Here is a 26,606-nt window from a genome sequence, read left to right as displayed (position 1 = left end):
CCTCGGCGATCGGCGGGACGTCGCCGCGTAGTCTGTCCGAGGAGGTCGGCATGAGCGGAACAGAGGCGAATCAGCGGTTCGTTCTCGAGGCGACGGTGGAGCCCGAGCACATCGCGCGGGCGCGCGCGCACGCTCTGGAACTGGGCGCCGACCCGATCAGCCCGCCCATCGGCGCGCAGATCGCGGTCCTGGCCGCAGCCTCCCGCGCCCTGAACATCGTGGAGATCGGCACCGGTGGCGGTGTCTCGGGCCTGTGGCTGCTGCACGGTTCGCCGCGCGCGACCCTCACGACCATCGACAGCGAGCCCGAGCACCTCGGCGCCGCGCGCGCGGCGTTCGCCGAGGCACGCATCCCGGCCGCGCGGGCGCGCTTCATCACCGGGCGCGCCTCCGACGTCCTCCCCCGGATGAACGAGGCGTCCTACGACATCGTCTTCGTCGACGCCGAGCCGGAGGGCGTCATCGAGTACGTCGAGCACGGGCTGCGCCTCATCCGTGCGGGCGGGACGGTGCTGGTGCCGCGTGTCCTGGCCGGTGGCGCCGTGGCCGACCCCGTGCGCCGCGACCCCGTCACGACGGCCTATCGGTCCCTCATCCAGGAGACCCAGTCCTCCCCGGCCGTCATCGGTGCGCTGTCCACCTCGGCCGAGGGCCTGCTGCAGCTCACCTCGATCACCGAGGGCCGCTGACGCGAGAACGGCCGGCCCCCGAAGGGACCGACCGTTCTGCTGCCGTGGAGGCGCCGGGCGTCACGCGCCGACGACACCGCCCAGCACGTCGTAGAGTTCTTTGGCTTCGGCGTCGTTGACCGAAACGACGAGACGGCCCCCGCCCTCGAGCGGGACACGGACGATGATGAGGCGCCCCTCCTTCACAGCCTCCATCGGTCCGTCACCGGTTCTCGGCTTCATGGCTGCCATTGCGGGCTCCCTTTCGTCATAGGTCGCTCCTAGTTTATCGTGCTAGCCGTCTGTGGTGGCACGTTGTCCCCGGGCGCGGCGACCTCAGGGGATCTGCCAGTACGTGTTGCCGAGGGCGTACATGTTGTAGATCCACCACCACTGGCCCACCAGGCCCGCCACCAGGACGCCGATCCGCCACGCCGGGGAGCGGGGAGCGGCGAGGGCGCCCACCAGAGGGGCGAGGGGGAACAGGAGGCGGAAGATGCTCGACTGCGGGAAGAACACCGCCACCAGGTACACGAGGTAGGCGGCCGACCATAGCCGCACCTCCACCCCGAGTCGCCGCACGTGCGGCTCGAACAGCAGGGCGGCGGCGACCGCGGCCACCAGCACGCCGAGCGCGATGTACCCGGCGATCGCGTCGAGCCCCCACGCCTGGAACCAGAATGCGGCGGCGGCGGGGAATCCTTCGAACGGCACGAAGACCCCGGATGCATCGGGGATCCAGTTGCGCCGCCACGCCAGCTCGGTCGCGAGGTAGGCGCCGGGGTCGCCGGTGATGATCGCCGCGACCCCCTGCCACGCGAACCCCACCCCGGTGGCGAGGGCCCCGAGGGCGACGATGTGGACGATCTCCGACACCGGCAGCGGCTCTGCACGGCGGCGGATCCAGCGCCAGATGCCGAACAGTCCGAGGAACAGCGCGAAGGCGAGGATGCCGGGACGTGTGAAGCCCATCACCGGCACGAGCGCGTACAGCCACCCGTAGCGTCGCCGGACGACGCACGTGAGGGCCAGCAGCAGGAGGAACACGAACAGCGCCTCGGCGTACGCGATCTGGAAGAGCGCGCCCAGCGGCCCCGCCGCGAAGAACGCGACGGCCCAGATGGATGCGGCCGGCCCCAGTCGCGGGTGCAGGAGCCGGTGCAGCGCCCAGCAGGCGCCGTAGCCGGCGAGCAGCGAGATGACCACGGCCCCCGCACCCCAGGAGCCGAGCAGTGCGCCCAGGCCCGCCGCGAGGTAGGCGTACAGGGGCATGAACGCCCACGCGTTCTCGGCCACGGCGCCGGATTCCGTCAGCGGCAGGTCGGCGGGGTACCCGTTGACGGCGGCGAACCAGTACCACTGCCCGTCCCAGCCGAGAGCCAGATCGGCGATCGTGGCATCAGGACCGAACCGCGACCCCGGGCCCGACAGCGCGGCGGCGAGGACGAAGAACGCCGTCGTGACCACTCGCGCGGCGAGGTAGACGACGGCGACGACCGCCGCGTCCGGCAGCCGGCGCCCCCGCGTCAGGGGGCGCTCAGCCACGCCCGCAGACCGCGTTCGACCGACACGATCTGCGCCAGCGGCACGCGCTCCTGGTCGTGGTGGGCCAGGTGCGGGTCGCCCGGTCCGTAGTTCACCGCGGGCACGCCCATCGCCGAGAAGCGCGCGACATCCGTCCACCCGTACTTGGGCCTGGGCTCGGCGCCGACGGCCGCGACGAATTCCTGCGCGAGCGGCGCGTCCAGGCCGGGGCGGGCACCGGGGGCGAGGTCGACCACCTCGACCTCGAAGCCGGCGAACACATCGTGCACGTGCTGCGTGGCCTCCTCGGCGGTGCGGCTGGGGGCGAAGCGGTAGTTCACCTCCACCTCGCACGCGTCGGGGATGACGTTGCCCGCGACGCCGCCGGAGATCCGCACGGCGTTGAGCCCTTCGCGGTACACCAGGCCCTCCACCTCGACATCGCGGGGGCGGTACTCCGCGAGGCGCGCGAGGATCGGAGCGGCGCGATGGATGGCGTTCTCCCCGACCCACGCGCGGGCACTGTGCGCTCGGACGCCGGTCGTGCGCACGAGGGCGCGCAGATTGCCGTTGCATCCGCCTTCGACCTCGCCGTTGGAGGGCTCCCCCAGGATCGCGAAGTCGCCGGCGAACAGCTCCGGTCGCGTCCGCGAGAGGCGGGTGAGGCCGTTCAGGTCCGCGTCGACCTCCTCGTGGTCGTACCACATCCAGGTGATGTCGACCCGGGGAGCGACGAGTTCGGCGGCCAAGCGCAGCTGCACCGCGACGCCCGCCTTCATGTCGACCGTGCCACGCCCCCACAGGTACGCCTCACCGTCGACGTCGATGTCGCGCGTGGGCAGGTTGTCGTGAATCGGCACCGTGTCGATGTGGCCGGCGATGACCACCCGCTGGGCGCGGCCGAGATCCGTGCGCGCGATGATCGTGTCACCCTCGCGCAGCACCTCCAGGTGCGGCAGGGCGCGGACGGCGGCCTCGATGGCGTCGGCGAGCGGGGTCTCCTCCCCCGACACGCTGGGGATGTCGCAGATCACGCGGGTCAGGTCGACGGAGGATGCGGTGAGGTCGAGGTCGGGCACTCCCCGATCCTACCGAGGCGGATCGGCGCGGCCGAGGGCGGGCGGTACCGTGGAGGGATGAGCGATGAGCGGTGGATGTGGGGTGTCGGGCTCGCCACGGTGTCCGGCGACGGCACGGTGCTGGACACGTGGTATCCGGAGCCGGCCCTGGGCCGCCTGCCGATGGGGTTCAACCCGGCCATGCCGCCCGCCGGGCTGGAGCAGTTCGCCGTCGACGACGCGCGCCGCGCGGTGTCGGTCGAGGTCGTGACGCGGGAGATCGACCTGGATGCGCCGCCCACCTCCACTTCGGACGCATACCTCCGGCTGCACGCGCTGTCGCACCGCCTGGTGCGCCCCAACGAGGTGAACCTCGACGGCATCTTCGCGCATCTCCCGAACGTGGCGTGGACGACTGCGGGCCCGATGCATCCCGACGACGCGACGCGGCTGCGCCCGATCCTCCTGCGCGAGGGCGTGCAGGTGCAGGGCCTGGACAAGTTCCCGCGCCTGCTGGACTACGTCACGCCCCCGGGGGTCCGCATCGCGGATGCGTCGCGCGTGCGGCTGGGCGCCTACCTCTCCCCCGGCACGACCGTCATGCACGAGGGCTTCGTCAACTTCAACGCCGGGACCCTGGGCGCCTCGATGGTCGAGGGGCGCATCTCGCAGGGCGTCGTCGTCGGGGACGGCAGCGACATCGGGGGCGGCGCCTCGGTCATGGGAACCCTCTCCGGCGGGGGGACGCACCGCGTGTCGATCGGTGCGCGGACGCTCCTCGGCGCGAACGCGGGCATCGGCATCTCGCTCGGCGACGACTGCGTCGTGGAGGCCGGGCTGTACGTGACCGCCGGGACCAAGATCCGCCTCGCGGGTGAGGCCCCCCGGCCCGACGGGACGCACCCCGTCGTGAAGGGCGCGGAGCTCTCCGGCCGGCCGGGCCTGCTCTTCCGCCGCAACTCCCTCACCGGCGCGGTCGAGGCGGTCCGGCGCGAGGGCGTCGGCGTGGTGCTCAACGACGCACTGCACGCCTGAGCGTCAGAACACCAGGTAGAGGGTGAAGCTCCAGAGGCAGATGACGGCGAGCATCCCCAGGCTGTAGAGGATCGACGCGCGCAGGATCTCGCTCTCCCTCCCCGACAGCCCCACCGCCCCGGCGGCGATCGCGATGGACTGGGGCGAGATCACCTTGCCGGTGTTGCCACCCGCCGTGTTCCCGGCGACGGTGAGCGCCGGATCGGCGCCGATCCCCTCCGCGGTGACCACCTGCAGCGGCGCGAAGAGTGTGTTGTTGTTGACGACGGAGCCGGTGAGGAACACCCCGATCCAGCCGATGATGGGTGCCAGCAGTGGTACGACGGGGCCGAGTGCGGCCAGCGCCGACCCCATGGAGCTCGACCCGCCGGAGTAGTTCGCGATGTTCGCGAGCGCCAGGATGAGCGCGATCAGCACGAGCGCCTGCCACAGGGTGCGCAGCGTCCCCCCGAGCTCGCGGAACAGCACCTTCGCGTCGATGTTCGGTGTCGTCAGCGCCGACACGATCACCGCCAGGAGGATCGCCGTGCCGGTGGCGTTCAGCGGCGTGAAGTCCCACGTGGCGGTCACCGGATCGCCCGCGGCGTTGGCGATCTCCCCGGTGAGCCCGGGGATCGCGAAGGGGAAGACGGCACCGGCGAGCGGGCCGCCGGCCGAGAACAGACCCTTGAACGCCGGGAGGCTCCAGATGAGGACGAACGCGGTGAGGATGTAGAAGGGGCTCCACGCGACCGCGATCGCCCGGACGCCGTGCCGCTCGATCACGGGCGCCGCGCCGCCGTCCTCGCGGAAGTGGCTGCGGGGCTGCCACACCCGTCCGAGCGCGAACAGGGCCACCATCGCCCCCAGACCCGCGCCGATGTCGGCCAGCTCCGGGCCGAGGAACCACAGCACGCCGCCCTGGATGCCGTTGAAGACGATCGTCACGGTGAGGGTCGCCGGCAGCGTCTCCTTCAGGCCTCGCCATCCGTCCAGGATCATCACGAGCAGGAACGGGATCAGGATCGTCAACGGCTGGAGGATCACGACCATCGACCGCGACAGGATCGTGAGGTCGATGCCGGTGACCTGCGACGCCACGATCACCGGGATGCCGATGGCGCCGTACGCGCCGGCTGCGGCGTTGGCGACGAGGCAGATCATGGCCGCCTTGACCGGGCGGAAACCCAGCTGCACGAGCAGGGCGGCGCAGATGGCGATGGGCACGCCGAACCCGGCGGCGCCTTCGAGGAAGGCCCCGAAGGCGAAGCTGATGAGGAGCACCTGGATGCGCTGGTCGGGCGATATCCCGCCGATCGACGAGCGGATGACATCGAACCTGCCACTGGCGACGGCGAGACGGTACAGCCACACCGCCATGACGATGATGTAGGCGATCGGCCAGATCGCCGTGAGCACACCGATCAGACCCGCACCGGCCACGGCCGATCCCGGCATCCCGAACGCCCAGAGGGCGACGACGATCTCAGCGACCAGCGCGATGACCGCGGCGATGATGCCCTTGAGCTTGAGCACCACGAGGCAGAACAGGAACAGCAGGATCGGGATCGCCGCCACGAGCGCCGACAGCCACAAACTCCCGAGAGGGTCGGTCGTCTGCTCCCACATCGCCGCCTCCGCTCGTGCGGATTCGTCCCGCGGTCCACAAAGTACCCGGGGCGGCGGCCGGGGTCACCCCCTGGCGGTGCCGGCGGGACGAACGACCCGGATCAGACCCCGGGGTACTGGCGCTCGGTGGCCCCGGTGTACAGCTGCTGCGGGCGCCCGATCTTCGTCTGCGCGTCGCCCTGCATCTCGCGCCAGTGCGCGAGCCAGCCCGGAAGACGGCCGATGGCGAAGAGCACCGTGAACATGCGGGTCGGGAAGCCCATCGCCTTGTAGATGACGCCCGTGTAGAAGTCCACGTTCGGGTAGAGGCGACGTTCCTTGAAGTAGTCGTCGCTGAGGGCGATCTCCTCGAGCTCCTTCGCCAGGTCCAGCAGCGGGTCGCTCACGCCGAGGGCTTCGAGCACCTCGTCGGCCGACTCCTTGACGAGCTTGGCGCGGGGGTCGTAGTTCTTGTAGACCCGGTGGCCGAAGCCCATGAGCTTGACCCCGTCCTCCTTGTTCTTCACCCGCTCCACGAACCGCTCGACACTCTCGCCGGAATCGCGGATGCGTCCGAGCATGTCGAGCACGGCCTCGTTCGCGCCGCCGTGCAGCGGCCCGTAGAGCGCGTTGATGCCGGCCGAGATGGAGGAGAACTGGTTGGCCCCCGTCGACCCGACCAGCCGCACCGTGGAGGTGGACGCGTTCTGCTCGTGGTCTTCGTGCAGGATGAGCAGCCGCTCCAGGGCGCGCGACATCACCGCGTTGACGTCGTAGTCCTCGCTGAGCACTCCGAAGTTGAGCTTGAGGAAGTTGTCCACGAAGCCGAGGGAGTTGTCGGGGTACAGGAAAGCCTGCCCGACGCTCTTCTTGTGCGCGTAGGCGGCGATCACCGGGAGCTTGGCCAGCATCCGCACGGTGTTCAGCTCGACGTGCTCGGGGTTGTGGGGGTCGGACTCGTTCTCGTAGTACGTCGAGAGGGCCGCCGTGGCCGCCGAGAGCACCGACATCGGGTGCGCGGTGTGCGGGAGGGCGGAGAAGAAGCGCTTGAGGTCTTCGTGCAGCAGCGTGTGACGGCGGATGCGCTCGTCGAAGGCGGACAGTTCGTCGGCGGTGGGCAGCTCGCCGTAGATCAGCAGCCACGCCACCTCGAGGTACGTGCTGTTCTTGGCCAGCTGCTCGATCGGATAGCCGCGGTAGCGGAGGATCCCCTGGTCGCCGTCGATGAAGGTGATCGCCGACTTCGTGGCCGCGGTGTTGACGAAGCCGTAGTCCAGCGTCGTGTGGCCGGTCTGCCGCATGAAGGTCGAGATGTCGACACTCGGCGTGCCGTCGGTGCCGTTCAGCACCGGGAATTCAGCCGTCCGATCACCCACCGTGAAGGTGGCCTTCTGATCCTGGTTTCCCGCGTCGCTCACTGCGCCTCCTTGCGATTTCTGGTCGCGCCCATCAGGTCGCCCCGGAGGCGGGTCGGTGCTCGCCGGGTCGGCACGGACGACGCGGAAGGTCACCTCATCCCCGTGCTCGTACAGCCTAATGTGCCCGCGCGGGTACTGCGGACACGGCCAAAGGAACGGCCGTCCTGATGGCTCGGGTCGCCAACGCCTACCGTCCGCGGAGGCGCTCGGCGGCGGCAGCGACGCGCTCGTCCGACGCCGTGAGCGAGATCCGGACGTGCTGCGGGAAGTGCGGACCGTAGAAGTGCCCCGGTCCGGCGAGGATCCCCAGTTCCGCCAGGCCGTCCATGCTCACCCACGCGTCGCGGCCCTCGGTGGCCCACAGGTAGAGGCCGCCCTCGCTCGCATCGATGCGGAAGCCCGCGTCCTCGAGAGCGGGCTTGAGCAGCATCCGCCGCGCCCGGTACCGCTCTTTCTGCTCCTGCACGTGCCGGTCGTCGGAGAGAGCGGCCGTCATGGCGGCTTGCACGGGCGCCGGCGGCATGAGCCCGAGGTGGCGCCGCGCGGTCAGCAGCCGGTCGACGAGGGCCGGATCTCCCGCGACGAACGCGGCGCGGTACCCGGCGAGGTTCGACTGCTTGCTCAGCGAATAGACCGACAGCAGCCCGGTGAGATCTCCACCGGTCACGCGCGGGTCCAGGACGCTCGGGACGGGCTGATCCTGCCACGGCCCCTCCCAGCCCAGTTCGGCGTAGCACTCGTCCGAGGCCAGCACGATCCCGCGCTCCCGCGCCGCGTTTGCGGCACGGCGGAGGGCGGGGACGTCCAGCACGCGGCCGTCGGGGTTGCCCGGCGAGTTGAGCCACACCAGCCGCGTGGCCGCCGGCCACTCGTCCGGGTCGTCGGCGGCGACGGGGGCGGCTCCCACCACGCGGGCCCCGACGTCGTACGTCGGATAGGCGGCGCGCGGGTGCACGACGACATCCCCCGGGCCGAGATCCAGCAGCAGGGGCAGCAGGGCCACGAGCTCTTTCGACCCCACGGTGGGGATGACGTGCGCCGCCGTGAGGGCGGGCACCGCCCTGCGGCGCTCGTACCATGCAGCGATCGCGTCACGCAGGGCAGCGGTGCCCGAGGTGAGCGGGTAGGAGTGGGCGTCGGTGGCGCGGGCCAGCGCGGCCGCGACGACGTCGGGAGTGGGGTCGACGGGCGAGCCGATCGACAGATCCACGATGCCGCCGGGGTGGCGACGCGCCTTCTCGGCGTACGGGGCGACGGCGTCCCACGGGTAGTCCGCCAGTTCGGCGACCCCCATCAGCGGGGGCTCACTCGCCCTGCGGCGGCAGCGCCGAGATGACGGGGTGATCCTTGTGGATGACCCCCACCTTCGCCGCACCGCCGGGCGAGCCGATGTCGTCGAAGAACTCCACGTTCGCCTTGTAGTAGTCCGACCACTCCTCGGGGAGATCGTCCTCGTAGTAGATCGCCTCGACGGGGCAGACCGGCTCGCACGCACCGCAGTCGACGCATTCGTCCGGGTGGATGTAGAGCGAGCGTTCGCCCTCGTAGATGCAATCCACGGGGCACTCGTCGATGCACGCACGGTCTTTGACATCCACGCACGGGAGGGCGATCACATACGTCACGCATCCAGTCTACGTGGGCTCGCGGGGGCCGGCGGCCCCGAGGCGCGGAGGTGCGAGAGGTCGGGCCAGGCGACCACGATCGCGACCAGGACCGGCACCGCAAGCGTCCACGTGAGCGGGATCCACTCCGTCGCCGGGGACGCGGGGGCCACGATCGCCGATCCGCCGGGTCCGACGTTGCTGAACAGCAGGGTGGCCGCCACGACGCCCAGGCCCCCGGCCAGCGCGGTCCACCGATCCCCCGTCAAGGTGCGGAAGGCGACCAGCAGCGCGCCCGTGCCCACGATCGCCAGCACGAGTCCCAGCGGCAGGCCGGCGACGGTGTAGGCGTGCGCGACGGTCGCCGCGGTGCCGTACACGGCGCCGATGACCAGCGACAGGGTCCAGGTCAGGACGCGTGCTGCCAGCACGGGGAACGCCGGGGAGGTCACCGCGACAGTCTAGGCGCCGCGATCATGCCGCCCATCCCCACAGCCGCAGCAGCGCCGCCGTGACGGCGGCGGCCACGACGACGACCAGGAACGGCGCGCGCACCGCGAGCAGGCCGCCGGCCACGAGCACCGCCGGGATGCGCGCATCCACGACGACGGCCTGACCGGCTCCGAGGGTCTGCACCGCCACGAGCGCCGCGAGCAGCGCCACGGTGAGCAGGTCGGCGATGCGGGCGGGGCGCGGCGCCTCCACCCAGCGGGCGGGCAGGAGGTATCCGACCGCCTTCAGCGCGACACAGATCACGGAGGCCAGGAGGACGGCGTTCCACAGGGTCACGGGAGCCCCTCTCGCTCGGGCACGTCCGGCGGCTCGGGCGCCGGACGCTCGGATCGCCCCAGCCAGTTGAACCAGCCGACCACCACCGCCACCGCTGCCGCGACGATGACGGGCAGACCCGGCATGAGGCCCGGGGTGAGGACCGCGGCGAGAACGGCGGCCGCCGCCCCCACCGCCAGCGCCTGCCGTCCGCGCAGCCGCGGCCACAGCAGCGCGAGGAACGCCGCGGCTGCCGCCGCATCCAGCCCGTACTGGCGCGGGTCGCCGAGCACGTCGCCCAGCAGCGCCCCCAGGAGCGTGGAGATGTTCCAGCCGATGTAGATGCCGATGCCGGTGACCCAGAAACCCCGCGTGCGTGCGCGAGGGTCGGTCTGCGCCAGCGACACCGCGGTGGACTCGTCGATCGTGAACTGGGCGGCGCCCGCGCGGCGCCAGAAGCCCGGTCCGATCACCGGCGACATGCGCATGGCGTAAGCGGCGTTGCGCACCCCGAGGAGCGCCGAGGAGGCGATGGCCGCGGGCGCGGCGGCCACTCCCCCCGCGCCCACGACGCCGACGAAGGCGAATTGCGATCCGCCCGTGAACATCAGCGCGCTCAGGACGCACGTCTGCCACACGTCCAGGCCGGATGCGACGGCCAGGGCGCCGAAGGACACTCCGTACGCGCTCGTGGCCAGCGCCACCGCGAGGCCCTGCCGCGTCGCCCTGCGCTGTTCGTCGGCGGGTTCGGGCGCTGCACTCACTCGTGGGAGCCTACCGAGGACCGGCGACGTCGGCGCACCGTCCGCCGCCGCTCCGCTCTCGGCCTCGCCGCACGTGCGGGATCAGACGTTGGCATCCTGGCGCTTGAGCCGCGCCGTGGCACGGCCGCGCTCGGTCGCATCCAGCACGACCTTGCGGATGCGGACCTTCTCCGGGGTGACCTCCACGCACTCGTCCTCGCGGGCGAACTCCAGGCTCTCCTCGAGCGACAGCTGACGCGGCGGGGTCATCGACTCGAACGTGTCGGAGGTGGACTGACGCATGTTCGTCAGCTTCTTCTCCTTGGTGATGTTCACGTCCATGTCGTCGTTGCGCGAGTTCTCACCGATGACCATGCCCTCGTAGACCTCTTCGGTCGGCTGCACGAAGAACGACATGCGCTCCTGCAGGGCGATGATCGCGAACGGGGTGACCACGCCGGAGCGGTCGGCCACGATGGAGCCGTTCTGGCGCGTCACGATCTGGCCGGCCCAGGGCTCGTAGCCGTGAGAGATCGCGTTGGCGATGCCGGTGCCGCGAGTGGTGGTGAGGAACTCGGTGCGGAAGCCGATGAGTCCGCGCGAGGGCACCACGAACTCCATCCGCACCCAGCCGGTGCCGTGGTTGGTCATGGACTCCATGCGACCCTTGCGGCTGGCCAGCAGCTGCGTGATCGCACCGAGGTACTCCTCGGGAGCATCGACGGTGAGGTGCTCGAACGGCTCGTACGTCTTGCCGTCGATCTTCTTGGTGACCACCTGCGGCTTGCCGACGGTGAGCTCGAAGCCTTCGCGGCGCATGTTCTCGACGAGGATGGCCAGCGCCAGCTCGCCGCGGCCCTGCACCTCCCACGCATCCGGCCGGCCGATGTCGACGACCTTGAGGGAGACGTTGCCGATCAGCTCACGGTCGAGGCGGTCCTTCACGAGGCGCGCGGTGAGCTTGTGCCCCTTGACCTTGCCGGCCAGCGGCGAGGTGTTGGTGCCGATCGTCATGGAGATGGCCGGCTCGTCGACGTGGATCTGCGGCAGCGGACGCACGTCCTCGGGGTCGGCGATCGTCTCGCCGATCGTGATGTCGGGGAACCCGGCGATCGCGACGATGTCACCGGGCCCGGCGCTCTCGGCCGGGTACCGCTCGAGCGCACGGGTCTTGAGCAGCTCCGTGATGCGGGCGTTGCTGGTGGTGCCGTCGGCGCGCACCCAGGCGACCGTCTGGCCCTTCTTCAGCGTGCCGTTGAACACGCGCAGCAGCGCCAGGCGCCCGAGGAACGGGCTGGAGTCGAGGTTCGTGACCCACGCCTGCAGCGGCGCCTCGTCGTCGTACGACGGGGCCGGCACGTGCTCGAGGATCGCCTCGAACAGCGGCTCGAGGTCGTCGTTGTCGGGCAGCGAGCCGTTGTCGGGCCGGTTGCGGGATGCGGCGCCGGCACGCCCGGAGGCGTACACGACCGGCACGTCCAGCAGCGCGTCCACGTCGAGGTCGGGGACGTCGTCGGAGAGGTCGGAGGCCAGACCCAGCAGGAGGTCGTGGCTCTCGGCCTCCACCTCCGCGATGCGGGCGTCCGGGCGGTCGGTCTTGTTCACCAGGAGGATGACGGGCAGCTTCGCCTCGAGGGCCTTGCGCAGCACGAACCGCGTCTGGGGCAGCGGCCCCTCCGACGCATCCACCAGCAGCACGACGCCGTCGACCATCGACAGGCCGCGCTCGACCTCGCCGCCGAAGTCGGCGTGGCCGGGGGTGTCGATGACGTTGATGGTCACCGGGACGTCGGTGTGGGCGCCGTTGTAGGTGATCGCCGTGTTCTTGGCGAGGATCGTGATGCCCTTCTCACGCTCCAGGTCGTTGGAGTCCATGGCGCGCTCCTCCATGTGCTCGTGCGAGCCGAAGGAGCCCGTCTGGCGCAGCATGGCGTCAACGAGCGTCGTCTTGCCGTGGTCGACGTGAGCGACGATCGCGACGTTGCGCAGATCGGAACGGAGGGCATGCGCCATGAAGGAATCCTTGAAAGTCGGGGTGCGCCCGGAATCGGGCCGACCCATTCTACCGGGACGGCGCTGCGAACCGGCTGCACCCGGAGATCAGGAGGCTTCGCCCTCGGCCAGGAGCAGCTGGTGACGCAGGTCGCGACGGGCCGCCTGCACCTCCGGATCGGGCACCGGGATGGCCGCGATGAGCCGCTGCGTGTACGGCTCCTTGGGGGCACGCAGGATCTCATCGCGCGTGCCCTGCTCCGCGATCCGCCCGCGGTGCAGCACCACGATGCGGTCGGCGAGCGCGTCCACGACGGCGAGGTCGTGGCTGATGAACAGGCACGCGAACCGGTATTCGCGCTGCAGTTCGCTCAGCAGCTCGAGAACCCGCGCCTGCACCGAGACATCCAGCGCGCTCGTGGGCTCGTCTGCCACGAGCAGACGCGGCTTCAGCGCCAGGGCGCGGGCGATGCCCACGCGCTGCTTCTGACCGCCCGACAGCTCGTGCGGGTAGCGGTTGCGATAGTTGCGCGGAAGCCGCACCTCATCCAGGAGCGCTTCGACACGGCGATCGAGGTCCTTGCCCTTGGCCTCGCCGGCGAGCATGATCGGCTCGCCGATGCTCTCCCCGATCGGCATGCGCGGGTTCAGTGACGACGACGGGTCCTGGAACACGATGCCGACCTTGCGCCGCAGGGACGACACGACCTTGCGCGAGCCGGAGCTGATGTCGATCCCGTCGACGACGAGGCGGCCCTCGGCGATCGGCTGCAGACCGATCGCGGCGCGGCCGATCGTCGACTTGCCGGAGCCGGATTCGCCGACGAGCCCGACGATCTCCCCCTCCGCGATCCCGAGGGTCACATCGTCCACCGCGCGGAACGCCGCCACGCGGCGGCGCTTGCCGTACTCGACCGACACGTGGTCCAGCTCCAGGACGGGCTGGGCGATGACGGGCGCTTCGGCGGCGGCGGCGATCGCCTCCGCGTCGACACCGGCCTCGACCTCCTCCACGACGTGCGCGAGGCTCTCCACGACATCCACGGCGCCGTGCTCGGCGGACTTCTCGCCCAGCCGCGGCACGGCGGCGAGCAGTTCGCGCGTGTACTCCTGCTGGGGGTCGCTGAGGACCTGCCGGACATCTCCCTGCTCGACGATGTCGCCGTCCTTCATGACGACGATCCAGTCGGCCAGGTCGGCCACCACGCCCATGTCGTGGGTGATGAGGAGGATCGCCGAATCCAGGCGGTCGCGCAGGTCGCGCAGCAGGTCGAGGATCTCCGCCTGCACCGTGACATCCAGCGCCGTCGTGGGCTCGTCCGCGATCAGCAGCGCCGGATCCAGGCTGATGGACTGCGCGATCATGGCCCGCTGCCGCTGTCCGCCGGAGAGCTGGTGCGGGTAGGACGCGAAGGCCTTCTGCGGATCGGGCAGCCCCACCATCCCGAGCAGTTCGAGGGCACGCGCCTCGGCTTCGGCGGGGCTCTTGCTGGTGTGGGCGCGGATGGCCTCGACGACCTGGAAGCCGACCGTGAGCACGGGGTTCAGCGCCGTCATCGGCTCCTGGAAGATCGCGGCGACCTCCGTGCCGCGCAGCTGGCGCAGCGCGCGCGGGTTCAGTCCCAGGATCTCGCGGCCGTTCACCTTGATGCTGCCGCGGACGCGGCTGTTGCGGGGCAGCAGCCCGAGGATCGACATGGAGCTGGCGCTCTTGCCCGACCCCGACTCCCCCACGACGGCGACCACCTGGCCGCGCTGGATCGAGTAGGTCAGGTTCTTGGCGGCGGGAACCCAGACGTCGTCGACGGCGAAGTCGACGCTGACGTCGGTCATCTCCAGCGCCGGGGTCGCCGGCTGTGCGGTCGAGGTCATGAGAGGGTCCTTCCCGTCCCGCGCGGCGGGAGCGAGACGTCGGGGGATGGGAGAATGAACGGATGCCACGCATCGTGTTCCGCTCGAGGTTCAATCAGGTGCTGAGCATCGTCGCGTGGGTCGCGCTGGGGGCGGTGGCCCTGGGCACCCTGCTGACGCCCGGCGCCTTCACGGCCGCACCCGGCATCGTGCTGGGCGCCGTCAGCGGCGCAGCCCTCGTGTGGGCGCTGCTGTGGTCGCCGTACGTGGCGGTCGACGACGAGGCCGCCGAGGTCGCGAACGTGCTGATGGAGTACCGCGTCCCGTGGGCCGCGCTCATCCACGTCGACACCCGCTACGCCCTCGTGCTGCACACCCCGCAGCGTCGCATCAGCGCCACCGCGGCACCGGCGCCCGGCGCCATGACCTCCGTCCGCGCCGCGCGCGCCCATCGGCGCTCCGGCACGCCCGCCCAGCCGGGCGTGCGTCCGGGCGAGCTGCCCACGACCGACTCCGGACGGGCGGCGGAACTGGTCCGCGATCGCTGGCACCACCTGCGCGACACCGGCCGCATTGAATCCGGTGTGGCCGACCGCATCCCGCTGCAGGCGCGCCCGCGGCTCACGGCGATCGTCGCGATTGTCCTGGGTGTGACCGGGCTGGTGGGCGCGATCCTCCTGGCGTGATCTGAGCGACGGGGTCATGGCGATGGCGGAGTCGAGGACGAGGGCGCCGTCGCCACCGACGACGTCGCCGGAGCGTCGGAGTCCTTCGCGGCCGGCTCCTTCGTCCGCCGCAGCGAGAACCGCTTCTGGCGCGGGTCGAACGCGTCACGCAGCCCGTCTCCGACGAAGTTGACCAGCAGCGCCAGCAGCACGATGAACGTCGCCGGCCACCAGAACAGCCACGGCCGCGTCTGGAAGGCGGACTGGTTGTCGGAGATGATCAGGCCCAGTGACACGTCCGGCGGCTGCACGCCCAGGCGGAGGAAGCTCAGCGCCGTCTCCAGGAGGATCGCGGCCGCTGCCAGCAGGGTCGCCGCGACGATCACGACGCCGATGGCGTTGGGGAGGATGTGCTTGAAGATGATGCGCGCATCGCTGGCCCCGGCCACGCGCGCGGCCTCGACGAACTCGCGCTCGCGCAGGCTCAGGAATTCCGCCCGCACCAGGCGCGCGATCGTGGTCCAGGAGATCAGCGCGAGGAAGAACGCCAGCGGCCACACCCCCAGCCCGCCAGTCGCCCGGCCCACGACGGCACCGATGACGATGATCGGGATGACGATGACGACGTCGGTGATGCGCATCAGGATCGCGTCCACGATGCCGCGGTAGTAGCCGGCGATCGCGCCGACGACCGTGCCGATGACGGTGCCGACGATGCTGATGACGAACATCACGACGATCGAGTTCTGGATGCCGCGCATCGTCATCGCGAAGTAGTCGATGCCGATCCGGTCCTGCCCGAAGGGGTGCTCGCCGAAGGAGATGCCGGAGCCGCCCAGCCACTGCGGGATGAGCGAGAGCGTGGGCGCCCCGCCGTCGAGCTGGGGGTTGAGGGAGGTGTAGTTGTGCTTCCACCATCCGGGGATGGGCCCGAGGCCGACGGCCGAGACGGAGAAGACGGCGATCAGGAGGAACAGGATGCCGGAGACGACGGCGACCTTGTTCCCGAGGAAGCGCCGGAGGATGAGGCGCCCCTGACTGACGCCGACGGTGTGCTCCTCCTCCGGGGAGGGCGGCGCCGGGGTCAGTGCCGGTTCGGGCATCATCTGGGTCATCGGGTGACCTCCGCAGGTCGGGGGACGGCGATCATGCGACGACCCGAACGCGGGGATCGAGCACGGCGTACGCGAGATCGGCGAGGAAGTTGAAGACGATCGCGGTGATGGCGATCACGAGGAAGTACCCCATGACGGGGTTCACATCGACACGTTCGATGGAGGCGACGAACAGCGACCCCATGCCGCTGATGGCGAAGACGCGCTCGGTGATGACCGCGCCGCCGAGCAGGGTCCCGACGTCGGTGGCGATGAGGGTGACGATGGGGATGAGCATGTTCCGCAGCGCGTGACGCATGACGACGGTGCGCTCGGAGACGCCCTTGGCGCGTGCGGTGCGGATGTAGTCCTGGTTCATCACGTCGAGCATCCCCGCGCGGGCGTAGCGGGTGTAGCTGGCGAAGGAGATCAGCAGCAGCGCGATCGTGGGCAGGAGCAGGTGGGTGAACGAGTCGATCCCCGACAGCCACACGTCGCCGGAGAAACCCGGGGTGCTCGCGCCGACGGTCGCGATCGGCCGGCCGTTGATCCGGGGGTTGTCCATGTACACCGGCCAGGCCTGCATGAAGCGGTCCAGCACGACGAATCCCGAGGAGATGACCGCGACGATAGCTCCCACGCGTGCCGCCAGGCCGCGATCGGTTCCGCCGAGGAGGAACCCCGACGCGATGCCGACGGCGAGGGCGACCAGCCCCAGGATCACGAGCGTGCCGAAGCTGGAGACGTCGAACAGTCCCTGCAGCGCGAAGTAGCAGATGTACGCGATCGCACCGTTCAGGCCCGCCACGAGGAGCGCGCGCCGGTTCTCCAGACCCGTCAGGAGGGCCGTGGTCAGGATGACGGTCCCGCCGATGATGAGCAGGAGGCCGATCGGACCGAGCCCGGGCTGGCGGAACCAGTCCGTGACGTCGAAGTACACCAGCAGTGCCGCCGTGGCGGCGCCGGAGATCCCCGCGACGGCGAGCCGACGGCGCATCGGGCCGCCGATCATGGCCTGCCACACGATCGCGCTGACGACGGTGACCACGGCGATCAGCCAGATCGGGATCGTCGTCTCGGACTGGAGGAAGTTGTTGAAGCCGATGGCCAGGAACTCCTTGAGGAGCACGGCCACGAGGAAGGCGGGGAGGGAGTAGAGGAAGAAGCTCAGCAGCGTGACGCCGAAGTCGAACCCGCTGTACTGCCGCAAAGCGGTGACGACGCCGACGGCCACACCCAGGACGATCGCGACGAAGAAGGCGATGGTCACCAGCTGCAGGGTCGAGGTCATCGCCATGGGAAGGATGGCGGTGACCTCCGCGTTGGAGATCGTGGTGCCCAGGTCGCAGGTGCCCACGAACGGCACGAGACACTGCGCGGCACCCCCGAGCCACAGGAAGTAGCGCAGCACCGGCGGCACGTCGAGATCGAGTGCGGCGATGCGGGCGGCGATGAGCTGCTCGCGGTTGGGGGCGTTGCTGCCTTCGAGGTCCTGGAGCGGGTTGCCGGCGTTCGCGGACAGCACGTACATGAGGAACGAGGCTGCCAGCAGCACCAGGATCGAGACGGCGATGCGCCTGAGGACGAATCCGACCATCGCGTTGTCACTTCTTTCGATCGGGCCGAGTCACGCGTTGTGCGCGCTTCGGACAGGATAGTCGCGCTCGTGGCACGAACGTGCGGGGCGCCGGAGCCCGTGGACTCCGGCGCCCCGTGGGCGCGTGTGCGCCCGGGTGTCACCTAGCGGGGATCAGCCGGCGAGGGTCCACTCCTGCGCGTTCCAGACGATGCCGGTCTGGCCACCGAAGTACTCGATGCCTTCGACCGTGCCGTTGTCTGCGAACAGACCCGGCGACTGGAAGAGGGGCAGACCGTAGAAGTCGGCGGCGGTGGCCGCGTCGATCTCGATCTTGATCTCCGACAGGCGGTCCTCGTCGAGGGTCACCTGGCTCTCGTCCACGAGCGCGTCGACCTCGGGGTTGGAGTAGAAGTTGTAGTTTCCACCACCGTTGGTCTTGAAGATCTGCGGCAGGGCGGCGTTACCGGCACCCGGCGAGACCCATCCGAAGATCGACGCGTCGTAGCTGCCGCTGCCCAGGAGCGCGCTCCAGTCGGGCGAGCCGGCGTCCTCGATGATGAAGCCCGCCTCCTGAGCCGACTGCTGGATGGCCCGGAAGCTGTCCACGCGGTTGGGGTTGTTGGTGTTGTACAGGATGCGGACCGTCGGGGTCGCACCGGCGAGGAGCGCCTTGGCGCCCTCGATGTCGGGCTCGGTGAACTGGTCGTATCCGCTCGCGGACACGGCCTCACCGTACTCGGCGTCGGTGGGCAGGAAGATCTGCGAGTTCAGCACGCCGGCCTCGGGGTTCACCGGGGTGACCATCGACTCGAGGATCTGCTGACGCGGGATCGTCTTGAGGAACGCCTCGCGAACGGCCGGGTCGGCGAAGACACCGGTGAAGTTCAGGTCGAGGTGGTCGTACGCGAGCTGGTCGCCCGGGATGACCGTGGCGTTGGCGTTCTCGAGCGCCGTCAGCGTGTCGGCCGAGGGCTGCGGCTGGATCGCGTTGACCTCGCCGTTCTGAAGAGCCGTGACCTGTGCGTTGGCGTCGCCGATGAAGCGGACGATCAGCTGGTCGTACGCCGGCGACATGTCGCCCTTGTACTCGGGGTTCTTCTCCAGCGTGATGCTGGACTCCGGGACGAAGTCGGTCACGATGAACGGACCGCTCGCGACGAGGAGGCTCTCATCCTCGGGCATCGCGGTGACGTCGTAGCCGGTGTTCCAGAACTCGGCGGCAGCCTGCAGCGTCGGGTTCGGCGCGACGGGGGCCTCCGGGTTGCCCTCGGGGAGGGTGTTGATGAGCTCGATGAACTCCTCGAGCGACACGCCGGCCTTCTCGGCGATCACGTGCGCGGGCTTGCCGATCGGGTTGACCAGCTCCCAGTCCACGAACGGCGTCTCGTAGGTCAGCGTCATCGACATGTTGTCTTCGCTGATCTCGGGGAACGAGGTGGTGTCCAGACCCGCCGTGCTGCCGGCGAGGGTGAAGTACTGCGTGCCGCCGTTGGTCGAGTCGCCCGTGGCGGGGTCGATGATCGCGTCGTCGAACCATCCGGAGTCGATGACCCAGTTCACGAGCATGTCATCGGCGGTGATGGGCTCGCCGTCGCTCCAGGTGAGGCCCTCGTTGAGGGTGTACTCGACCGTCAGCGGGTCGTCGGAGATCTTCTCGAAGGTGCCGAAGTCCTCGTTGGGCAGGACGGAGTAGTCGGAGTCGAGGCGCTGGAAGCCACCGAGTCCGAGATCTCCGCTGACGCCGGTGAGGTACCCGATCATGCCGTTGGTGTCGAGGTTGGCGTCGGGGGTGTCGCCGTTGAACGACGTGAACGCGTTCGTCGTGGCGATCGTGATGGTGCCGCCGTCGGACGCGGTCTCCTCGTCCGTCCCACCGCTGGTGGTGCAGCCGGCGAGCGCGAGAGCCGCCACTGCGACACCTGCCCCTGCCGTCAAGGCGCGCTTGCGCCATGTCATTCCTGACACATTTCCTCCTGTGCAAAGGGTGATGCGCCCGCCCAGGCAGCGATGCCCATTCCGGGGGGCGCGGATAGGGAAACGATAAGGACGGGTGCAGGGTTGGTCAAAACTCCTGTGGAAAACGTTACAGACCCTTAATTCGCGAGGAACGAAGTGTGGCAATCTGACAAGGTGCGGATGTCCGACCCGCGGATCGCCGCGACTTTCCCCCCGCCGCTGCCGGTCTCCGCGCGCGCAGACCGTGTGAGGCTGTGCTGGGAGGTCGGCCTCGTCCTCGCGGTGAGCGTGGGCCAGTCGGCGCTGTACTCGGTGCTGTCCCTCATCCGCGCGTCGCTTCGCACGACCCCGATCGGCCAGCAGCAGACGCAGCTGAACCCCGCTCGCGACGCCGAGGCGCTGTGGGATGTGCTGTACCGGTTCCTCGACATCGCCTTCTCCCTCGCGATCGTCGGACTCGTGATCTACCTCCTGTGGGAGCCGGGTCGCAGCGCCCTGCAGCGCATCGGCCTGGACTTCCGCCGGTTCGGGGGCGACCTCGGCCGGGCCGCGGTGCTCATGGCGGTCATCGGCGTCCCCGGGCTCGCGCTGTACGCCGCATCCCGCCTGCTGGGGCTGAACGTCGCCGTCGTCGCCTCCCCGCTGGACTCGGCGTGGTGGGTCGTGCCCCTGCTGGTGCTCTCGGCGCTGCGGGCGGGGCTGACCGAGGAGGTCATCTTCCTCGGCTACCTCTTCGACCGGCTCCGACGGCTGGGGTGGTCGTGGTGGGGCATCATCCTCACCACCGCCGCCCTGCGCGGCGCCTACCACGCATACCAGGGCGTCGGCGCGATCGTCGGGAACTTCGCGATGGGCCTCGTCTTCGGGTGGTGCTACCGCCGGTGGGGCCGCGTGATGCCGCTCGTGATCGCCCACACCCTGATCGACATCGTCGCGTTCGTCGGCTATCCGCTGGCCGCCGCCCTGTGGCCCGCCGTCTTCGCCCCGCCCTCCCCCTGACCCTCCCCCGCCGTCCCGCCCGCCCGCCCGCACCATCCGCGCGGCCTGCGGCCACACCATCCGCGAGACTGCACGCCACCGGCGAGACAGCGGCTTTATGTCGCGGTCTCGCCGGTGCGGTGCAGTGTCGCGGGGACGCGAGGCGTCGCGGCCCGGCCTGCACAGGGCGCGCCGTGGGGGCGGCTGTCCACAGAACGTCGGCGCGGCGGCAGGGAAGGCGGGCCGGAGCAGAGGGTGGCCGGATGACAGACGTGATGCCGCTCCTGACGAGCCCGATCCCCCTCATCCACGCGCGGGATGCTCCGCACACGACGCGAGCCGTGCGGGCCGGCGAGCTCGTGCCGGTGCTGCGCGGCGTGTATGCGCCCGCGGCGGATTGGGCGCGCTTGGCTCCGTGGGAGCGGCACCTCGCACGCGTCCACGCGCTGGTGCTGCTGCGGCCGGACGATCCGGCGTGCCTGGAGTCGGCGGCGGCGCTGCACGGCCTGCCGATCTTCGGCGATCCGGGAACCGTCCATGTGATCGCATCCGCCGACGCGACCTCGCGGCTCATCGGCGGGGTGCAGACGCACACGACGCGGGATGCCCGGGAGATCGGCACCGTGGGCGGCGCGCTCCTGACCGGACTGGTCGACACGGTGATCGACATCGCGCGCGTGCGCCATCCGGCGATCGCCCTCGCCACGGCGGATGCGGCCCTGCGCCGAGACCCGTCGCTCACCGTGGAGGCGCTGGTGGCGGCGAATGAATCCCGCTCGTCCACGCGCGGCCGGCGCCATGCACGCTGGGCGCTGCACCGGGCGTCCGCCCTGCCGGAGTCTCCGTTGGAGTCCATCGACCGGGCGGTGATCGAGTGGCTGGGATTCCCCGAGCCGGAACTGCAGGTGCACATCGGCGATGACCGCGTCGACAAGTGGTGGGCCGACCGCGCCGTGGCCGGCGAGAGCGATGGCGACCTCAAGTACGACGGCCGGTTCGGCGACCCGCTCACCGCGTTGCGGGAGCGGCACCGGCGGGACGCGCGGCTGTTCCGCCACGGTGCCCGCGCGGTACCGCATTGGGGCTGGTCGGAGGCGCTGGCCGCCGATCCGCTCGACTCGCTCCTCCGCTCGGCGGGGCTGCGCAGCATCCGTCCCCGCGAGCACGCGCCGCTGTTCTCCCTTCAGCGCGCCCTATCCCGCCCCCGTTGACCCCGCCCCGTGGACCCCGCTCGCCCGCGAGACTGCGCGCCACCGGCCAGACCGCGACATTATGTCGCGGTCTCGTCGGGTGCGTGCAGTCTCGCGGTAGGGGCGGTAGGGGGCCGGGGCCGGGCGGGGTCAGGCGAAGGCCTCGGGTGGGGGGCAGGCGCACACGAGGTTGCGGTCGCCGTAGGCCTGGTCGACGCGGCGCACGGGGGGCCAGTACTTCGTCCGGACGAGGGACCGCACGGGGTAGACCGCCTGCTCGCGGGAATACGGATGCGTCCACTCGCCGCTCACGACCGACTCGGCCGTGTGCGGGGCATTGGTCAGCGGATTGTCGTCGGCGGGCCAGTCCCCCGCCGCCACCGCGTGCGCCTCCGTGTGGATCGCGATCATCGCCTCGACGAACCGGTCGAGCTCACCGAGGTCCTCCGACTCGGTCGGCTCGACCATGAGCGTCCCGGCGACGGGGAACGACATCGTGGGCGCGTGGAAGCCGTAGTCGATGAGCCGCTTGGCGACGTCGTCGACCGTGACGCCGGTCTCCTCCCGCAGCGGACGCAGGTCGAGGATGCACTCGTGCGCGACGAGCCCACCCTCCCCCGCGTACAGCACGGGGTAGTGCTCGCGCAGGCGCGCGGCGATGTAGTTCGCGGCGAGGACGGCGGATGCGGTGGCCTCCCGCAGCCCGTCGGCTCCCAACATCCGCACGTACGCCCACGAGATCGGCAGGATGCCCGCCGACCCGTGCGGTGCCGCCGACACCGGACCGCCGTCGAAGACGCCTCCCGCATGGTCGGCGCGCTGGGAGAAGGGATGCGACGGCAGGTGCGGCGCGAGGTGCGCCTTGGCCGCGACGGGCCCGACGCCGGGCCCGCCTCCCCCGTGCGGGATCGCGAACGTCTTGTGCAGGTTCAGGTGCGACACGTCGCCGCCGAGATCGCCGAACCGCGCGTAACCGAGCAGGGCGTTGAGGTTCGCGCCGTCGACGTACACCTGGCCGCCGGCGTCGTGCACGGCCTGCGTGATCTCCAGCACGTCGTGCTCGTAGACGCCGTGCGTGGACGGGTAGGTGATCATGAGCGCCGAAAGCTCGTCGGCGTGCGCGGCGATCTTCGCGCGCAGATCGTCGACGTCGACGTTGCCGGCCTCGTCGCACGCCACCACGACCACGCGCATGCCGGCCAGCACGGCGGATGCGGCGTTGGTGCCGTGCGCGGAGGACGGGATGAGGCATACGACGCGGTCGAGGTCGCCGTTGGCGCGGTGGTACCCGCGGATGGCCAGGAGCCCGGCGAGCTCGCCCTGGGATCCGGCGTTGGGCTGCAGCGACACCGCGTCATAGCCGGTGACCTCGGCCAGCCACCGCTCGAGCTGCTCGATGAGCACGAGGTATCCCCGCACGTCGTCCTCCGGCGCGAACGGGTGGACGCGGGAGAACTCCGGCCACGACACCGCCGCCATCTCGGTGGCCGAGTTCAGCTTCATCGTGCACGAGCCCAGCGGGATCATCCCTTGATCCAGCGCATAGTCGCGGTCGGCGAGCTGCTTGAGGTAGCGCATCATCGCCGTCTCGCTGCGGTGGGCGGAGAACACCGGATGCGTCAGGTAGGCCTCCTCGCGACGAAGCCCGTCGGGCACGGCCCGCACGGGATCGGCCGCGGCGTAGTCGAGGCGCCGGTCGCCGGTCTCGGGCAGCCCGAACGCGGCGGCGACGCCGGCAAGGTCTGCGGCGGTGGTCGTCTCATCGACCGAGACCCCGACGGTGGTGTCGTCGACCCACAGCAGCTGGTAGCCGCGGTCGCGGGCCCGGCGCACGACGTCCCCGGCGCGTCCGGGCACGGAGACCCGGATCGTGTCGAAGAACGCGTCCGAGGCCAGTGCGAAGTCGTACCCGCGCAGGGCATCGGCGAGGGACTCGGCCTTGCGCGCGACGTCGGTCGCGATCGCGCGGATCCCCTCGGCGCCGTGATAGACGGCGTACATCGCCGCCATGACGGCCAGCAGCACCTGGGCGGTGCAGATGTTGGACGTGGCCTTCTCGCGGCGGATGTGCTGCTCGCGCGTCTGCAGCGACAGGCGGTAGGCGGGGTGGCCCGCGGCATCCTGCGACACTCCGACCAGGCGCCCCGGGAGCTGCCGCTCCAGCCCTGCGCGGACGGCGAGGTAGCCCGCGTGCGGCCCACCGAACCCCAGCGGCACTCCGAAGCGCTGCGTGGTCCCCACTGCGACGTCGGCGCCGAGCGAGCCCGGGGAGCGCAGCAGGGCGAGGGCGAGGAGGTCGGCGGCCACGACGACGAGCCCGCCCTGCCCGTGCACGGCCTCGATGGTCGCCGACGGATCCCACACGCGCCCCGAGGCGCCGGGGTACTGGATGAAGGCCCCGAACGCCTCGACGGGAGCGTCGCCGGCCCCCGCGAAGCCCACTTCGCGCAGCTCGATCCCGAGGGCCGCCGCGCGGTGGCGCAGCAGGGCCTTCGTCTGCGGCAGCGCGTCGGCGTCGACCAGGAAGACGTTCGAGGCCGACCGCGTCGCCCGCCGCACCAGCAGCATCCCCTCCACGACGGCGGTGGCCTCATCCAGCATCGACGCGTTCGCCGTGGCGAGGCCGGTGAGGTCGGCGACCATCGTCTGGAAGTTGATGAGCGCCTCCAGGCGCCCCTGCGAGATCTCCGGCTGGTAGGGCGTGTAGGCGGTGTACCACGACGGGTTCTCCAGCACGTTGCGCGCGATCACCGACGGCGTGAGGGTGTCGTAGTACCCGAGCCCGATCATGGGCCGCGCGGTGCGGTTCTGCGCCGCCAGCTCGCGCAGTTCGGCGAGCGCTTCGGCCTCGCTCGCGGCGGCGGGGATGTCGCTCGTGGGGCGCTCGTGCACCTGGATGCCGGCGGGGACGGCTGTGCGCAGGAGGTCGTCGACGCTGTCGTAGCCGAGCACATCGAGCATGCGGCGCTGGGCGGTGGCGTCGGTGCCGATGTGCCGATCGGCGAAGCGCGCGACGCCGGAGGTTGCGCCGTTCACGCGTCGCCGCCGGTGAGCGCGACATAGGCGGCGCGGTCGAGCGTGCCGGCAGGCTCCGATTCGACCCGGATCTTCACGAGCCATCCCCGTCCGTACGGGTCGCTGTTGACGATCGAGGGGTCCTCGACGACGGCATCGTTGACGGCGACGACCGATCCGGTCAAGGGTGCGTAGAGCTCTCCGACCGACTTCGTCGACTCGATCTCGCCGCACACCTCCCCGGCGCGCACGGCGGAGTCGGCGGCCGGGAGGTCGACGAACACGACGTCGCCGAGCTGGTCGGCGGCGTAATCGGTGATCCCCACGGTGGCGATGTCGCCGTCCACGGCGATCCACTCGTGCTCGGCGGTGTACATGAGGGCGTCGAGATCGGTCATTGCTTCCTCCGGTAGAACGGCAGGGCGGTCACGGTGGCGGGGATGCGGGTCCCCCGGACATCGAGGGTGAGTTCGGTGCCGGATGCGGCGACCGGCGGGGCGACGAAGGCCATCGCGATGGGGTGCCCGAGGGTCGGGCTGAGGGCGCCGCTGGTCACTTCCCCCACCCGGGTATCGCCGTCGTACACGGCGTAGCCGGCGCGTCCGGCGCGGCGGCCCTCGCTGACGAGCCCGACGAGAACCGGAGCATCCGGATCCGGGGCGGCGCCCTTGCCCACGAAATCGGCCTTGTCAGCGGCGACCACCCGGCCGAGCCCGGCCTGGGCCGGATGGATGCTGCGCTCGAGCTCGTGCCCGTACAGCGGCATGCCCGCCTCCAGTCGCAGGGTGTCGCGGGCGGCGAGGCCCGCGGGCACGAGGCCCACCGACTCCCCCGCGGCCAGCAGCGCGTCCCAGAGGCCGGCGGCGCCGGCGGCGGGCAGGAGGAGCTCGAAACCGTCCTCGCCGGTGTAGCCGGTGCGGGCGATGAAGAGGTCGGCGTCGCGCCACCGGGCAGCGCGTCCGGCGTAGGAGGGCAGGTCGGCGAGCTCCCACGGGAGCCGGGGTTCCCCCGCCCGCCGCGCCGGCTCGGTGAGGTCGAGGTCGGGGAGCGCCGCGAGGATGTCGCAGGCGCGCGGTCCCTGCACGGCGATCAGGGCGGTCTGGTCGGTCAGGTCTTCGACGTGCGGAGCTTCCGCGCCGGGAATGCCCGCCCACGTGCCGTCGACGGGGCCGTCGAGGAACGGCAGGATGCGGGGCCACGCCGCTTGCGCGTCGGCGAACGCGCCCGCCACCGCGTCCCGGTTGCCCGCGTTGGCGATGACGAGGAAGTACTCCTCCCCGGTGCGGTAGACGATCACGTCGTCGACGATGCCGCCGTCCTCGGCGAGGACGAGCGAGTACTTGGCCTTCCCGATCGGCACCGCCGAGATCCGTCCCGCCAGCACATAGTCGAGGAAGTCCGCGGCCCGGCCGCCGTGCACCCAGAACTCGGTCATGTGCGAGATGTCGAACAGGCCGGCCGATTGCCGTACAGCGTGGTGCTCGGCGAGGTCGGAGCTGTAGCGGACGGGCATGAGCCAGCCACCGAAATCCGTGAAGGACGCACCCAGCGCTTCGTGGCGGTCGTGCAGCGGAGTCGTGCGGGGGCCTGGCATGAGTTCTCCCGTTCGCGTGCGGGTAGACACCCGATGGTGTCTGGGAACTCCCCCTCTGTCGTAGGCCTGAGAGTTTCGTCGCCTCATCCAGCGGATGCGGCGGCTTTCACCGTCGGCGGACCGGGGCGGTGCATCCCGATCGCTTTCCAGAGTGGCCTGACCCGCGCGGTACGCGGACCTGAGAGATTGGCGGGGAGGCTTGCTCCTTCGGTGCCCGGTGACCGGGGCTCTCCCGCGAGGGTCGTGGCCGATGTTCGATTGTCAGCCGGAGCCGGCGGCCGCCCGGA

Annotated in this window: 23 protein-coding genes and 1 riboswitch; of the genes, 5 read left to right on the top strand and 18 right to left on the bottom strand. The window is 70.8% G+C overall.

Annotated elements, in window-relative coordinates; all coding sequences use genetic code 11:
- Positions 1–50 precede the first annotated feature (50 nt).
- The gene (locus E4V99_RS11955; protein ID WP_135067558.1) at positions 51–689 is read left to right on the top strand and encodes a class I SAM-dependent methyltransferase; all 639 of its coding nucleotides are present in this window, start codon (positions 51–53) and stop codon (positions 687–689) included.
- Between the two features lie 60 nt (positions 690–749).
- On the opposite strand, the gene E4V99_RS11950 is transcribed toward E4V99_RS11955, so the two are convergent.
- The 3 genes from E4V99_RS11950 to dapE form a co-directional block, all read right to left on the bottom strand.
- Complete coding sequence (locus E4V99_RS11950) at positions 750–920, bottom strand: DUF3117 domain-containing protein (RefSeq protein WP_135067559.1); 171 nt, start codon at positions 918–920, stop codon at positions 750–752.
- Positions 921–1,004: 84 nt separating this feature from the next.
- Positions 1,005–2,213, bottom strand: a complete 1,209-nt coding sequence (locus E4V99_RS11945; RefSeq protein WP_135067561.1) for a hypothetical protein — start codon at positions 2,211–2,213, stop codon at positions 1,005–1,007.
- The gene (dapE, locus tag E4V99_RS11940) at positions 2,195–3,271 is read right to left on the bottom strand and encodes a succinyl-diaminopimelate desuccinylase (RefSeq protein ID WP_135117398.1); all 1,077 of its coding nucleotides are present in this window, start codon (positions 3,269–3,271) and stop codon (positions 2,195–2,197) included. Before dapE ends, E4V99_RS11945 begins: the two co-directional genes overlap by 19 nt.
- Positions 3,272–3,328: 57 nt before the next feature.
- On the opposite strand from dapE, the gene dapD reads away from it, so the two are divergent.
- Entirely contained in the window at positions 3,329–4,285 is a 957-nt protein-coding gene (dapD, locus tag E4V99_RS11935; RefSeq protein WP_135067566.1) for a 2,3,4,5-tetrahydropyridine-2,6-dicarboxylate N-succinyltransferase, read from the top strand.
- Between the two features lie 3 nt (positions 4,286–4,288).
- Here the strand turns inward: dapD and E4V99_RS11930 are convergent, their stop codons facing one another.
- The 9 genes from E4V99_RS11930 to E4V99_RS11890 all read right to left on the bottom strand — a co-directional run bounded on the left by E4V99_RS11930 (position 4,289) and on the right by E4V99_RS11890 (position 14,269).
- A complete protein-coding gene (locus E4V99_RS11930; RefSeq protein ID WP_135067568.1) occupies positions 4,289–5,893 on the bottom strand; it encodes an L-lactate permease in 1,605 nt (534 codons plus the stop codon).
- Between the two features lie 101 nt (positions 5,894–5,994).
- Positions 5,995–7,290 carry a citrate synthase gene (locus E4V99_RS11925; RefSeq protein ID WP_135067570.1) on the bottom strand — a complete coding sequence of 432 codons (1,296 nt, stop codon included), beginning with the start codon at positions 7,288–7,290 and terminating at the stop codon, positions 5,995–5,997.
- Positions 7,291–7,477: 187 nt separating this feature from the next.
- Positions 7,478–8,584, bottom strand: a complete 1,107-nt coding sequence (gene dapC / locus E4V99_RS11920; protein ID WP_135117397.1) for a succinyldiaminopimelate transaminase — start codon at positions 8,582–8,584, stop codon at positions 7,478–7,480.
- A gap of 10 nt (positions 8,585–8,594) precedes the next feature.
- Positions 8,595–8,915 carry a ferredoxin gene (fdxA, locus tag E4V99_RS11915; protein WP_135067574.1) on the bottom strand — a complete coding sequence of 107 codons (321 nt, stop codon included), beginning with the start codon at positions 8,913–8,915 and terminating at the stop codon, positions 8,595–8,597.
- Positions 8,912–9,346 (bottom strand): histidinol dehydrogenase, encoded by a 435-nt coding sequence (locus E4V99_RS11910; RefSeq protein ID WP_240742674.1) that lies wholly within the window; start codon positions 9,344–9,346, stop codon positions 8,912–8,914. Before E4V99_RS11910 ends, fdxA begins: the two co-directional genes overlap by 4 nt.
- 22 nt (positions 9,347–9,368) lie before the next feature.
- Positions 9,369–9,683 (bottom strand): AzlD domain-containing protein, encoded by a 315-nt coding sequence (locus tag E4V99_RS11905; protein WP_135067576.1) that lies wholly within the window; start codon positions 9,681–9,683, stop codon positions 9,369–9,371.
- On the bottom strand, positions 9,680–10,426 hold the full coding sequence (locus E4V99_RS11900; RefSeq protein WP_135067578.1) for an AzlC family ABC transporter permease: 747 nt from the start codon (positions 10,424–10,426) through the stop codon (positions 9,680–9,682). Before E4V99_RS11900 ends, E4V99_RS11905 begins: the two co-directional genes overlap by 4 nt.
- Before the next feature lie 81 nt (positions 10,427–10,507).
- Complete coding sequence (typA, locus tag E4V99_RS11895; protein ID WP_135067580.1) at positions 10,508–12,418, bottom strand: translational GTPase TypA; 1,911 nt, start codon at positions 12,416–12,418, stop codon at positions 10,508–10,510.
- Positions 12,419–12,505: 87 nt separating this feature from the next.
- A complete protein-coding gene (locus tag E4V99_RS11890; RefSeq protein WP_135117396.1) occupies positions 12,506–14,269 on the bottom strand; it encodes an ABC transporter ATP-binding protein in 1,764 nt (587 codons plus the stop codon).
- A 62-nt stretch (positions 14,270–14,331) separates the two neighbouring features.
- Here E4V99_RS11890 and E4V99_RS11885 point away from each other — a divergent pair, with 62 nt between their 5' ends.
- Positions 14,332–14,934 carry a PH domain-containing protein gene (locus tag E4V99_RS11885; protein WP_135117395.1) on the top strand — a complete coding sequence of 201 codons (603 nt, stop codon included), beginning with the start codon at positions 14,332–14,334 and terminating at the stop codon, positions 14,932–14,934.
- 14 nt (positions 14,935–14,948) lie between these two features.
- Here E4V99_RS11885 and E4V99_RS11880 read toward each other — a convergent pair whose 3' ends face one another.
- From E4V99_RS11880 to E4V99_RS11870, 3 genes are all read right to left on the bottom strand, one after another.
- Positions 14,949–16,016, bottom strand: coding sequence for an ABC transporter permease (locus E4V99_RS11880; protein ID WP_240742889.1), 1,068 nt, complete (start codon positions 16,014–16,016; stop codon positions 14,949–14,951).
- A gap of 43 nt (positions 16,017–16,059) precedes the next feature.
- Positions 16,060–17,604 (bottom strand): ABC transporter permease, encoded by a 1,545-nt coding sequence (locus tag E4V99_RS11875; RefSeq protein ID WP_135067588.1) that lies wholly within the window; start codon positions 17,602–17,604, stop codon positions 16,060–16,062.
- A 153-nt stretch (positions 17,605–17,757) separates the two neighbouring features.
- Positions 17,758–19,542: an ABC transporter family substrate-binding protein gene (locus E4V99_RS11870; protein WP_135067590.1), complete on the bottom strand. Its 1,785-nt coding sequence runs from the start codon at positions 19,540–19,542 to the stop codon at positions 17,758–17,760.
- 180 nt (positions 19,543–19,722) lie between these two features.
- On the opposite strand from E4V99_RS11870, the gene E4V99_RS11865 reads away from it, so the two are divergent.
- Together E4V99_RS11865 and E4V99_RS11860 are read left to right on the top strand one after the other, a co-directional pair.
- Positions 19,723–20,541, top strand: coding sequence for a CPBP family intramembrane glutamic endopeptidase (locus tag E4V99_RS11865; RefSeq protein ID WP_135117394.1), 819 nt, complete (start codon positions 19,723–19,725; stop codon positions 20,539–20,541).
- Positions 20,542–20,783: 242 nt separating this feature from the next.
- Positions 20,784–21,731, top strand: a complete 948-nt coding sequence (locus E4V99_RS11860; protein ID WP_135067594.1) for a hypothetical protein — start codon at positions 20,784–20,786, stop codon at positions 21,729–21,731.
- 129 nt (positions 21,732–21,860) lie between these two features.
- Here E4V99_RS11860 and gcvP read toward each other — a convergent pair whose 3' ends face one another.
- Genes gcvP through E4V99_RS11845 form a run of 3 tightly spaced genes read right to left on the bottom strand, consistent with a single transcriptional unit; the run spans position 21,861 to position 26,319 of the window.
- Positions 21,861–24,746, bottom strand: coding sequence for an aminomethyl-transferring glycine dehydrogenase (gene gcvP, locus E4V99_RS11855; protein ID WP_280790854.1), 2,886 nt, complete (start codon positions 24,744–24,746; stop codon positions 21,861–21,863).
- Positions 24,743–25,123 carry a glycine cleavage system protein GcvH gene (gene gcvH, locus E4V99_RS11850; protein ID WP_135067598.1) on the bottom strand — a complete coding sequence of 127 codons (381 nt, stop codon included), beginning with the start codon at positions 25,121–25,123 and terminating at the stop codon, positions 24,743–24,745. Before gcvH ends, gcvP begins: the two co-directional genes overlap by 4 nt.
- Entirely contained in the window at positions 25,120–26,319 is a 1,200-nt protein-coding gene (locus tag E4V99_RS11845) for a glycine cleavage system aminomethyltransferase GcvT (RefSeq protein ID WP_135117392.1), read from the bottom strand. The genes gcvH and E4V99_RS11845 overlap by 4 nt, the downstream gene beginning before the upstream one ends.
- A 156-nt stretch (positions 26,320–26,475) precedes the next feature.
- Positions 26,476–26,564: riboswitch (glycine riboswitch) on the bottom strand.
- Positions 26,565–26,606 lie beyond the last annotated feature (42 nt).

Origin of the sequence: Microbacterium sp. dk485, from assembly GCF_004570445.1 — a bacterium.
In the GTDB taxonomy this organism is placed as follows: Bacteria; Actinomycetota; Actinomycetes; order Actinomycetales; family Microbacteriaceae; genus Microbacterium; species Microbacterium wangchenii.
The sequence above is the reverse complement of the archived record's forward strand: the minus strand, read 5'-3'. Positions and strand labels throughout refer to the sequence as shown.